Source organism: Sphingomonas sp. TREG-RG-20F-R18-01 (assembly GCF_022662475.1).
GTDB lineage: Bacteria > Pseudomonadota > Alphaproteobacteria > Sphingomonadales > Sphingomonadaceae > Sphingomonas.
This window is the reverse complement of the sequence record NZ_JAKNQQ010000002.1, coordinates 304,572-316,380: the sequence shown is the minus strand read 5'-3', so window position 1 is coordinate 316,380 and position 11,809 is coordinate 304,572. Positions and strand designations below refer to the sequence as shown.

Below are 11,809 nucleotides of genomic sequence, written 5' to 3'. Positions count from 1 at the left end.
GATGGGCCGTCGGGAAACCGGCGCCCTCAATACATGTGCTGCCCGCCGTTGATGCTCAGCGTCGATCCGGTCACGAACCCGCCTTCTTCCGAACACAGGAAGGCGACGCCGCGCGCGATTTCGCTCGCCTGGCCGAGGCGGCCGACCGGAATCTTGGCGACGATCTTCTCGAGCACGTCGGCGGGGACCGCGGCGACCATGTCGGTGTCGATATAGCCCGGCGCGATCGCATTGACCGTCACCCCGGCACGCGCACCTTCCTGCGCCAGCGCCTTGGTAAAACCGTGGATGCCCGATTTGGCGGCGGCGTAATTGACCTGGCCATATTGCCCGGCCTGCCCGTTGATCGACCCGATGTTGACGATCCGCCCCCATTTGCGATCGCGCATCCCGGGGAACACGCCCTTCGCCATGTTGAAGCAGCCGCCGAGATTGGTGTCGATCACCTCTTTCCACGCCTGGTAGCTGAGCTTCATGATCGTGCCGTCGCGCGTGATGCCCGCATTGTTGACGAGCACGTCGACGGGGCCGAGCTGTTCGACCACGGCCGCGCAGCCCGCCTGGCATGCGTCATAATCCGATACGTCCCATTTGAACGCGGCGATTCCGGTCCGTTCGGTAAAGGCGCGCGCGCGCTCGTCATTGCCGGCATAATTGGCGGCGACGGTCATTCCGGCCTCTTGCAGCGCAAGGCTGATCGCCTCGCCGATCCCGCGGGTGCCGCCGGTTACGATCGCGACGCGTGCCATGCATACTCTCCTGATGGATCTTTCAGTCCCACGCCCTTGCTATGCGGGGTTGGCCCAGCCTTCAAGTTCGCGCGCCAGTAAAGTGCGCAACATTTTGATGCCGATCTCGCTGGCATTAAGGCACGGAATATACGCGAAATGGGTACCCCCCTTGCCTTCGAAGCTCTCGAGCCCGCGGATCGCGAGTTCCTCGAGCGTCTCGAGGCAGTCGGCCGAGAAGCCCGGCGCGAAGATCGCGACCTTCTTGATCCCCTGTGCGGGCAATGCCTCGAGCGTCAGGTCGGTCGCGGGCTCGAGCCACTTCGCCGGGCCGAAGCGCGACTGGAACGACACGATCAGCTTCTTGCCAAGCCGCTCGCCGAGCAACCGCCCGGTCTTCTGGCAATGGCAGTGATAGGGATCGCCGAGTTCGAGCGTCCGCTTCGGCATCCCGTGGAAACTCGCGATCAACGCGTCCGGCTCGAAATCGAGCGCGGCGACACCCGCCTCGATCGATTGCGCGAGCGCCTCGATATAGGCCGGCTCGTAGTAATAGGGCGGGAGCGTCCGCAGCGCCGGTTGCCAGCGCATCTTCGCCAGTTCGGCGAACGCCTTGTCGTTTGCGGTCGCGGTCGTCGCGGCGCAATATTGCGGGTAAAGCGGCGCGATCAGGATGCGGTCGCAGCCGGCGTCCTTCATCGCCTGCAGACGCTCGCCGATCGCGGGCTTGCCGTAGCGCATCGCCCAGTCGACCATCACGTCCGGCCCGAACGCGCCCTGCAGCGCAGTGTTCTGCGCCTTGGTGATCGCGGCCAGCGGCGAGCCGTCCTCGGTCCAGACCTGCGCATAGGCATGCGCCGACTTCTTGGGGCGGGTATTGAGAATGATCCCGCGCAGGATCGGCTGCCACAGCAGCGGCGGAATTTCGACCACGCGCCGGTCGGACAGGAATTCGCCGAGATAGCGTTTGACCGACCGCGTATCGGCGCCGTCGGGCGTGCCGAGATTGGTCAGCAGCACGCCGATCCGGCGCGGCTTGACCGGCGGATGGCCGGGAGGAAGAACAGCTTGCATCACTTGGTTCCCGGAACGAGCGGAAGACACCGCAAGCGATAGCCCGTAGCGGCTTGCAGCGCATTGGCAATCGCAGGCGCAACCGGTGGGACCGCGAGTTCGCTCACCCCCCCGGGATCGGCCTCGCTGGAGATCAGCTCGACCGTGATATCCGGCGTATCGGCGAGGCGTGGCAGGCCCAGATCGCCGAAACCGCGCGCGTCGGGCAGACCGCGTGTGAAACCGGTCGATCCCCCCGTCGCCGCCGCCATGCCGAACAGCAATCCGCCCTCGATCTGCTGGCGCACAAGATCGGGGTTGATCTGCCGTCCGCAATCGACCGCGGCGACGATCCGGTCGACGCTGACCGCCTGCCCTTCGCCGACATGCGCCTCGACCAGCACCGCGATATGGCTGCCGCGAAAGCTGTGGCAGGCGATCCCCTGCCCGCTTCCCGCGATCCCGCCCTCCCATCCGCCGAGGGATGCCGCGGTCGACAGGCACCGCGCCAGCCGCGCGTCGCCGCCGAGCATCCCGATCCGGTACGACAAGGGCTCGGTCCCCGCGAGATGCGCGAGTTCGTCGAGGAAACATTCGGTGAAGAAGGCGGTGTAACTATGCGCACCGGAGCGCCAGTGCCCGGTCGGGACGCCGATATCGGCGGGGTGATGGTCGACCGCATAGGCCGGCATCCGGTACGGCGGCACCGCACCCGCGATCGCATAGGGGTCACCCGATGGCGTCAGCGCGAGCGCCGTACGAAAACCCGCGTCCTGCGCGAACAGACGCGCAGCGACTTCCTGTCCGGTAGCGGGGGCGGCGATCCGGGCGCGCCAGCCGAGGATCTGGCCATTGGGACCAAGCCGCGCCGCCATGCGAGCCATCGCTGGCGGCCGGAAGCGATCGTGCAGCAGATCCTCGACCCGCGACCAGGTCAGCTGGACCGGACGCTTGAGCGTCACGGCGAGGATTGCCGCCTGCTCGGCGCAACGATGATCCAGATTGGCACCGAACGCGCCCCCCACCAGCATCGGGTGGACGACCACCCGGTCCGTCGCGATCCCCGCCGCCGCCGCGGCCGCATCGCGCGCCATCGCGGGGGCCAGCGTCGGCAACCAGAGCTCGAGCCGTCCATCGGCAAAGCGTGCGGTCGCGGTCATCGTCTCGACCGCGGCATGCGCGGCGAGCCCGACCTGATACTCGGCGGTGATCAACCGAGCGTCCTTGAACGTCGCATCGACGTCGCCGACCGCCGCCAGTCGCCTGCCCGGTGTATCGAGCGCGCCCTGCAGCGCCGCCCGGATCGTGGCACTGGTGACGATCGCGCCCTGCGTTTCGAACCGCGGGGCAAGCGCATCCAGCGCGCGGTTGGCTGCCCACCAATGATTGCCGATCGCGGCGACCCAACGGTCGTTGGTCACGACCTGAAGCACGCCGGGGATACGGTCTGCCGCGGCGCGATCGACCCGGACCAGCCGGGAACTGCCGCCCGGTGCTTGGCGGATGCTGGCGAAGACCATGTCGGGCAACCGCACGTCCCCCGCGAAATTGGCGGAGCCGTCGACCTTGGCGGGCGCATCGAGCCGGGGCAGCGATTGGCCCGACAGGCGGGTGTCGTCTTCGTTGACGCGCATCGGCAGGGCGTCGGGCAAGCTGCCGCGTACCGCTTCCGCCGCGAGATCGGCAAAGCGCAGCCGGTCCTTCCCGTGGAAGACGAACCCGCCCCGCGTGTCGCACGCTTGCCAGTCGACCTGCCAGCGCGCCGCCGCCACCTTGCACAACAACACGCGCGCCGCCGCGCCCGCCTGGCGGAGGTCATCCTCGAACGTGCGGACCGAACTCGACCCGGCGGTGACCATCATCCCGATCCGCACGGCATGCGCGTCGCGCCACCGTCCCGCCACCGTATCGCGCGCGGTTTCGAACAGCTCGTCGGCGCCCAGCGCATTGGCATAGAGCGGGTTGAGCGGTGCGGGTTCGACCGCGATCGTCCGCCAGTCCGCGCCCAGTTCATCCGCGACGATCTGCGGCAAGGCGGTATAGACTCCTTGCCCATGCTCGGCCTGCGGCACCGCGACCGTGACATGCCCGTCATCACCGATCTTGATCCAGGCGCCAAAGATCGTCTCGCCCGTGTCGGCGGTCAGATTGGGCAAATAGTGCCGCGGCCATAATGCCCAGGCGAGGATCAGCCCGACGCCCGCCCCGCCGCCGATCAACAGTCCGCGACGGGTGACCCCGGCGGCAGGGGGCGATGAGGGCAGACGCGGGCGCATTGTGGTCGCTGTATCGCGGTGATCGGGCCGGGGAAAGCGCGAGACGTCGTTTGCTGTGCGGTTCGTCCGGTCGAGCGGGAGGACGGTTGCTCCCGCCCGAGCCCTCGGGCCAAATGCCATCCGCTCCGCGCGGGCAGGGTTCCACGCCGGCTGACCGTGCGATGCGGGGCGACCATCCGTTGCGCTATACCCCCACGCCAGCCTGTTCCGCCGCCACGAGCGCGCGATACGACGTGCGTAGCGTGACCTTGTCGATCTTCTCCGTCCCCAGCCGCGGCAGCGGCGTATCGACGATCCAGATCCGTTGCGGCACCTTGAACGCGGCGACATGCGCGAACAGGAAGGCCGAGAGTTCGTCGACACTTACCCGCTGATCCGCGCGCAACTGGACGACCGCGCCGGGCACTTCGCCGTAGCGCTCGTCGGGCAAGCCGAACACCGCCGCCTCGGCCACGCTCGGATGCTGGTAGATCGTCGCCTCGACCTCCTGACAGGAGATGTTCTCGCCGCCGCGGATGATGATGTCTTTCTTGCGATCGACGATGAAGAGATAGCCGTCCGCGTCGAGATAGCCGATGTCCCCGGTCAGGAAGTAGCGGTCGGCGGTAAAGGCGGCGGCGGTCGCATCGGGACGGCCGTAATATTCGCGAAAATTGCAGATCGAGCGGATCGCGACTTCGCCGCGCAGCCCCTGCGCCACGGGCTGCCCGCTATCATCGAGGATCGCGAGATCGACCAGCGGCGCGGAGGCGCGCCCGGTCGAATTGGGCTTGTCGAGGTAATTGTCGCGGAAATTGCCGCAGCCGATGCCGTTGGTTTCGGTCAGGCCATAGCCGAGCAGGGGCTTGGGACCGCCCATCTCGTCCGCGATGCGGCGAACGTGCTCGACCGGGCGTGGTGCGCCCCCTGCGGCAAAATCGGTGACCGTCGACAGATCGTAATGACCGCGGTTGGGGTGCGTCAGGATCTCGAAGCTCATCAAGGGAACGCCGACGAAATAGCTGACCGTCTCGGCCTGGATCAGCCGCATCGCTTCCTCGGCATCCCATTTGGGCATCAGCACCAGCTTTCGTCCCATCGCGAAACTCTGGAGGAAGACCGGGACCTCCGCGGTGACGTGGAACAGCGGCACGTTGAGCAGGGTCGCGGGTTGGCCCTCGGGCGGACTGCCGTCCTGCGTCGCGATGCTCAGCATCATCAGCGCCTGCGCGAGATAGTTGAACACGCCTTGCGTCACGGCGCGGTGGTCGCTGATCGCGCCCTTCGACTGGCCGGTCGAGCCCGAGGTGAACAGGATCGTCCCGGCATCCTCCGGCGCGACCACGGGGAGCGCGACATCCGCCGGATCCAGGCCGGCAAGCGCCGCCTTCAACGGCAGGGTGTCGTCGATCGTCACGATCGGTACGCCGAGTCCGTCGATCGCCGCGATCCGGCGGGCACGGGTCGGATCCGCAAACACCAGGCTGCATTCGACATCGGTCATCGCCGCGCCGAGTTCCTCGGCCTGCCACCAGCCGTTGAGCAGCGTGGCCACGCCACCCGCCATCACGATCCCCATGTAGAGCACGATCCACGACGGCGAATTGCGCATCGCGATCCCCACGCGGTCGCCAGGCAGGATCCGGTAATGCGCGACCAGCGCCTGCGCGACGCAGTGGGCCGCGCGGTGGACCTGCGCGAAGGTGAGCCGTTCGTCGCCCGCGACGAGGAAGGTCTTGTCGGCATGTTCGGCGCAATAATGCGCGAAATAGGGCGGCAGCGTCTGCGGAACCCCGGTGATGATCGGGAGATCCAGACCATCGACCGAAACGCGCCCGACGGCCAGCGGACCGCCCGGTCCCGTCAACGCGGCGAGGGTCGCATCCATACGGCCGTCCAATATGCTCGGCATCTCATTCTCCGTTTCGTCTTGTCGCTTGGTCTTGTCGCCAGTCGCCTTTATGGAGGCGCAAATCCCAGGGGAAAAGCCTTGATCCTGACTGCCGCCCTACCCCTGCTCGCCGATGCGACGACCGCCGCCACCGCCGCTGGAGCGGGCGGCCATTTGCGGTTCGAGGACCTGCACCTCAACCCGGTCGCGCTCGACCTGCATTTCTTCCAGATCAAATGGTATTCGCTTGCCTATATCACCGGCATCCTGGTCGGCTGGTGGTATCTGCTCAAGCTGATCGCGCAGCCGGGAAGCCCGATGGCGCGGCGGCATGTCGACGATCTGGTGTTCTACGCGACGCTCGGGATCATCCTCGGCGGGCGGCTCGGATACGCCATCTTCTATGCGCCCGACATGCTGCTCAGCCCGTGGCGGCTGATCCGGCTGTGGGACGGGGGCATGTCGTTCCACGGCGGGATGATCGGCACGTCGATCGGGATCATCCTGTTCGCGCGCAAGGAAAAGCTCGATTGGCTGCGGATCCACGATTATCTGGCGTGCGCGGTGCCGTTCGGGCTGTTCTTCGGGCGGATCGCGAACTTCATCAACGGTGAGCTGTGGGGCAAGCCGTCGAACGTCGCCTGGGCGATCATCTTCCCGCGCACCGGCAACGACGTGCCCCGCCACCCGAGCCAGTTGTACGAGGCGGGGCTCGAGGGAATCGCGCTGTTCGCGATCCTGTGGTTCGCCTTCTGGCGCACCAAGGCGCGCTATGAGCCGGGGCGGCTCGTCGGGCTGTTCCTGGTCGGCTACGGGCTCGCGCGCTTCACGGTCGAGTTCTTCCGCGAACCCGATTCACAGTTCAGCGGCACCTTCTTCGCGACGACGATCCACATGGGGCAGGTGCTGACGCTGCCGATGATCCTCGGCGGCCTGTATCTGGTCGCGACCGCCAAGGGGCGGCGTACGCGAGTCGTGCCGATCGCGGGGGATGCAAGCGTCGCTTGACCGGCGGCCCCTGGACCCGTCACCCCGGCGAAGGCCGGGGCCGTCCGGTTATCCAGGCGCGACGGTACGACGAAGCGCTGTATCGCCGGACACGCCGCCCAACATGGCGGCCCCGGCCTTCGCGAGGTCTCTGCGAAAGTTGGAGTTACCGACGTGTCACTTGCTGTTTTCCCGCGAAGGCGGGAATCCAGAGCCCAGCAGAACAACGGCTTACAGTTCTTGCTACTCCTGGACTCCCGCCTTCGCGGGAGAACCGCGATGGTTTCGCATAGGTCATGCCTTCGCCGGGGTGACGGTAGCGTGGTGGAGGGCGACGCACGGGACAGCCCCCTATCCACCACGCTTGCGGACCGCGCCGTGGCGGGGCATTGCGCGCCGACGATGACGGACGATACACCTTCCCAGACCCCGCCTGCTCCCCTCGCCGACCGGCTCGCCCGCGCGATCACGCTCGCGGGGCCGATCTCGATCGCGCAGTTCATGGCGGCGGCGAACCAGCAGTATTATGCGACGCGCGATCCTCTGGGCGCGGGCGGCGACTTCACCACGTCGCCCGAGATCAGCCAGATGTTCGGCGAACTGATCGGGCTGTGGGGTGCCGACCTGTGGGACCGCGCGGGACGCCCGGAGGCCGCCTGGGTCGAGCTCGGCCCGGGGCGTGGCACGCTTTCCGCCGATGCGCTGCGCGCCGGGCGCAAGGCGGGGTTCGCGCCGCCGGTGCATTTCGTCGAGACCAGCCCGGTCTTGCGCACCGCGCAGCAGGAGCGCGTCGCGGACGCGGCGTTCCATGATTCGATCGACACGCTCCCGACCGATCGCCCGCTGATCGTCGTCGCCAACGAATTCTTCGACGCGCTGCCGATCCGCCAGCTTGTGAAAGGTGCGGCGGGGTGGTTCGAGCGGCTGGTCGCGTGCCAGGACACGCTGTTCCTCCCGATCGCGGGCACGCAGGTGCCCGACGGCGTCATCCCCGAAGCCTTGCGCGACACCGCCAACGGCGCGGTGATCGAAACCTCTCCCGCGAGTGTCGCGATCCTGCGCGGGCTCGCGCAGCGGATCGTCGCGCAGGGCGGCGCGCTGCTGATCGTCGATTATGGCTATAACGGCCCCGCGATCGGCGACACGTTGCAGGCGGTGCGCGGCCACGCCTTCGCCAACCCGTTCGATGCGCCGGGCGAGCAGGACCTGACCGCGCATGTCGACTTCGGCACGCTCGGCGCGGCGGCGCTGGTCGAGGGCGCACGGGTCGAGGGGCCGGTCGACCAGGGCGCGTTCCTCGCGGCACTCGGGATCGATGCGCGCGCCGCCGCGCTGTCCAAGGCAGCGCCCGACCGCGCGGACGGGATCGCTGCCGACAAGGCCCGGCTAACCGAGGCGATGGGTACGCTTTTTCAGGTCCTTGCGGTGTCGGCACCCAATTGGCCGACACCTGCGGGGTTCGCATGATCCAGTATCGCGACGCACGAACGATCGATGGCCCCGCACTCGCCGCGATGGCGCGCGAGTCGTTCACCGAGACGTTCGGGACACTGTACGATGCGAAGGACCTGAACGCGTTCCTCGACGAGGCGTTCGGGCCGAACGGCTTGCCGTCGCAACTGTCCGACCCCGATTTCGCGATCCGCCTAGCGCTCGACGACGGCAAGATCATCGGCTTCGTCAAGATGGGGCCGGTCACCTTCCCCGGCGAATGGCGCCCCGATGCGATCGAACTGTACCAATTTTACGTGCTCTCCCCGTGGCATGGCAGCGGCGTCGCGCAGGAGATGATGGCGTGGGCGCTCGACCATGCGCGCAGCCACGGCGCACGCGAGGTGATCCTCAGCGTCTATGTCGACAACCACCGCGCGCACCGTTTCTACGAACGCTATGGCTTTCGCGATATCGGGCGGATCGCGTTCCGCGTTGGCACGACGGTGGATGACGACAATCTGATGCGGCTGGTGCTGTGACCCCTGACAAGAATCTCGTTCCGGTCATTCGTGCGCGCACGCTGGAGGGCGTCGCACACGGCTTCCTCGGGCGTGAGGGCGGCGTTTCGACCGGGGTCCATGCCGGGCTCAACGTCGGGCTTGGGTCGGACGACGATGCCGCCGCAATCGCCGAGAACCGCGTGCGTGCGACCGACGCGGTGCTGCCCGGCGCGGCGCTCGTCACGCTCTTTCAGGTCCATTCGGGCGACTGCATCACCGTCACCGCGCCGTTCGCGGACGACCAGCGCGCGCGCGCCGACGCGCTCGTCACGGATCGCCCCGGCCTCGCGCTCGGCATCCTCACCGCGGATTGCGCCCCCGTCCTGTTCGCGGATGTCGCGGCGGGGGTGGTCGGCGCGGCGCATGCGGGGTGGAAAGGCGCGATCGGCGGGGTGACCGACTCGACGATCGCCGCGATGGAAGCGCTCGGCGCGCGGCGCGATCGCATCACCGCCGCGATCGGCCCGTGCATCGCGCGCGCGAGTTATGAGGTGGACGATGCCTTCGCTCGGCGGTTCGAGCAGGACGACCCCGCCAACGAACGCTTCTTCGCACCGGCGCGGGCTGGGCATCACCAGTTTGATCTCGAATCCTATGTCGTCCACCGGCTCGCCGCCGCCGGCCTCACCCGGATCGCCGCGCTCGGGCTCGATACCTATGCGGACGAGACGCGCTTCTACAGCTACCGCCGCGCCACGCATCGCGGGGAGCCCGGCTATGGGCGGCAGATCGCGCTGATTGGTCTGGGCGCGGAGACGGTCCGCGCCTGAGAGGGCGCGTTTCTCCATCCGTTCGTTTCGGGCGCAGCCGAGCGATGGTAGAGCGAGTCGCCCGCAATCGTCTGTCTCGCTCCTGGGCCCCGGCCTGCGCCGGGGAAGCGGAAGTGTAGCGAGCGCACGCCCACCGAAAACGCCCTTCCCCGGCGAAGGCCGGGGCCCAGTAGCGACGGCCGAGGTAACGAAGCGCATCCGCCCGCAATCCCCTGTCTCGCTCCTGGGCCCCGGCCTGCGCCGGGGAAGCGGAAACGTGGCAAGCGCGCGCCCACCGAAAACTTCCTTCCCCGGCGAAGGCCGGGGCCCAGGAGCGACGGTCGAGGTAACGAAGCACAGTCGCCCGCAATCGTCTGTCTCACTACTGGGCCCCGGCCTGCGCCGGGGAAGCGCAAACGTGGCGAACGCACGCCCACCAAAAACTTCCTTCCCCGGCGAAGGCCGGGGCTCAGTAGCGCAGATGGGAGTAACGAAGCACAGTCGCCCGCAATCGCCTGTCTCGCTCCTGGGCCCCGGCCTCCGCCGGGGAAGCGGAAACGTGGCGAGCGCGCGCCCACCAAAAACTTTCTTCCCCGGCGAAGGCCGGGGCCCAGCAGCGAAGGCCAAGGTAACGATGCGCGGCCGCCTGCCCAGAAACCCGCCACACGGCAGGCCTCCCGACATCCCCCGAAACGAACGCATTACAGGGTGGAATCCCCGCCCCGGACACGCGGCATGGTATCAAATGACACTATCCCGCGTTACGGAGGAGCATATCCTTCATAAGGCAGGACCTATTTCATGGCGCAGACCCCCACTCCCCCGATCGACGCGACCGGCGCGGACGAAGCCGACCTGACCGGCGTCGCGCCGCGCACCAAGGCCAAGCCCTCGGTCGAGAAGATCGGCGACCGCAAGCTCAAGCCGTCGACGCTGATGATGGGCCACGGCTATGATCCGATGCTGTCGGAAGGCTCGCTGAAACCCCCGATCTTCGCGACCTCGACCTACGTCTTCCCCAATGCCGCCGCGGGCAAGCGCCATTTCGAGGGCGTCACCGGCAAGCGTCCCGGCGGATCGCAGGGTCTCGTCTATTCGCGCTTCAACGGTCCCAATCAGGAGATCCTCGAGGATCGTCTCGGCGTGTGGGAAGAAGCCGAGGACGCACTCGTCTTCTCGAGCGGCATGTCCGCGATCGCGACGCTGATGTTGTCGATGGTCAAGCCCGGCGACACGATCGTCCATTCGGGCCCGCTTTATGCGGCCACCGAGACGCTGATCGCGCGCATTCTCGGGCGCTTCGGGGTCCAGTGGCTCGACTTCCCGGCGGGCGCGACTCGCGAGGAGATCGACGCGGTGATGACCAAGGCGGCGACCGGCAATGTCGCTTTGATCTATCTCGAAAGCCCCGCCAACCCGACCAACGCACTGGTCGACATCCAGGCGGTGCGCGCGAGCCGCGACGCGATCTTCACCGGCGAGAACAAACCGCCGATCGCGATCGACAACACCTTCCTCGGGCCGCTCTGGCTCAAGCCGCTCGAACATGGCGCGGAGATCGTCGTCTATTCGCTCACCAAATATGCCGGCGGGCATAGCGATCTGGTCGCGGGCGGCGTGCTGGGTTCCAAGGAGCACATCAACACGATCCGGCTGATGCGCAACACGATCGGCACGATCTGCGACCCCAACACCGCGTGGATGCTGATGCGCAGCCTCGAGACGCTCGAACTGCGGATGAGCCGCGCGGGCGAGAATGCGGTCAAGGTTTGCGCCTTCCTGCGCGATCATCCTAAGGTCGAGCGAGTCGGTTATCTCGGCTTCCTCGCCGATACGCCGGGCATGGAGCGTCAGGCCGACATCTATGCACGCCACTGCAGCGGCGCGGGATCGACCTTCTCGCTGATCGTGAAGGGCGGCGAGACCGAGGCGTTCGCGTTCCTCGACGCGCTCAAGATCGCCAAGCTCGCGGTCAGCCTCGGCGGGACCGAGACGCTCGCGTCGCATCCGGCGGCAATGACGCATTTGTCGGTGTCGGACGAGCGCAAGCAGGCGCTCGGGATCACTGACAATCTCGTGCGCATCTCGATCGGTGTCGAGGATCCGGACGATCTGATCGCCGACTTCGCGCAGGCACTCGATTCGATCTGAC

General features: G+C 67.4%; 9 protein-coding genes. 5 read left to right on the top strand and 4 right to left on the bottom strand.

Translation table 11 applies throughout. The features are described 5' to 3' along the window. Positions 1–26: 26 nt before the first annotated feature. The 4 genes from phbB to L8K25_RS06970 all read right to left on the bottom strand — a co-directional run bounded on the left by phbB (position 27) and on the right by L8K25_RS06970 (position 5,948). Complete coding sequence (phbB, locus tag L8K25_RS06985; RefSeq protein WP_242138174.1) at positions 27–749, bottom strand: acetoacetyl-CoA reductase; 723 nt, start codon at positions 747–749, stop codon at positions 27–29. Positions 750–788: 39 nt separating this feature from the next. After that, on the bottom strand, positions 789–1,802 hold the full coding sequence (gene hemH / locus L8K25_RS06980) for a ferrochelatase (RefSeq protein ID WP_242138173.1): 1,014 nt from the start codon (positions 1,800–1,802) through the stop codon (positions 789–791). After that, positions 1,802–4,057 (bottom strand): molybdopterin cofactor-binding domain-containing protein, encoded by a 2,256-nt coding sequence (locus tag L8K25_RS06975; RefSeq protein ID WP_242138172.1) that lies wholly within the window; start codon positions 4,055–4,057, stop codon positions 1,802–1,804. The genes hemH and L8K25_RS06975 overlap by 1 nt, the downstream gene beginning before the upstream one ends. Before the next feature lie 184 nt (positions 4,058–4,241). Then, the gene (locus L8K25_RS06970; RefSeq protein WP_242138171.1) at positions 4,242–5,948 is read right to left on the bottom strand and encodes a class I adenylate-forming enzyme family protein; all 1,707 of its coding nucleotides are present in this window, start codon (positions 5,946–5,948) and stop codon (positions 4,242–4,244) included. Positions 5,949–6,026: 78 nt separating this feature from the next. Between L8K25_RS06970 and lgt the strand changes: the two genes are divergently transcribed. The 5 genes from lgt (at position 6,027) to L8K25_RS06945 (ending at position 11,808) form a co-directional block, all read left to right on the top strand. Next, positions 6,027–6,935 (top strand): prolipoprotein diacylglyceryl transferase, encoded by a 909-nt coding sequence (gene lgt / locus L8K25_RS06965; RefSeq protein WP_242138170.1) that lies wholly within the window; start codon positions 6,027–6,029, stop codon positions 6,933–6,935. Between the two features lie 381 nt (positions 6,936–7,316). Further along, positions 7,317–8,381: an SAM-dependent methyltransferase gene (locus L8K25_RS06960; RefSeq protein WP_242138169.1), complete on the top strand. Its 1,065-nt coding sequence runs from the start codon at positions 7,317–7,319 to the stop codon at positions 8,379–8,381. After that, positions 8,378–8,887, top strand: coding sequence for a GNAT family N-acetyltransferase (locus L8K25_RS06955; RefSeq protein ID WP_242138168.1), 510 nt, complete (start codon positions 8,378–8,380; stop codon positions 8,885–8,887). Before L8K25_RS06960 ends, L8K25_RS06955 begins: the two co-directional genes overlap by 4 nt. After that, on the top strand, positions 8,884–9,678 hold the full coding sequence (pgeF, locus tag L8K25_RS06950) for a peptidoglycan editing factor PgeF (RefSeq protein WP_242138167.1): 795 nt from the start codon (positions 8,884–8,886) through the stop codon (positions 9,676–9,678). The genes L8K25_RS06955 and pgeF overlap by 4 nt, the downstream gene beginning before the upstream one ends. A 780-nt stretch (positions 9,679–10,458) precedes the next feature. Then, complete coding sequence (locus tag L8K25_RS06945) at positions 10,459–11,808, top strand: cystathionine gamma-synthase family protein (protein WP_242138166.1); 1,350 nt, start codon at positions 10,459–10,461, stop codon at positions 11,806–11,808. Position 11,809: the final 1 nt, after the last annotated feature.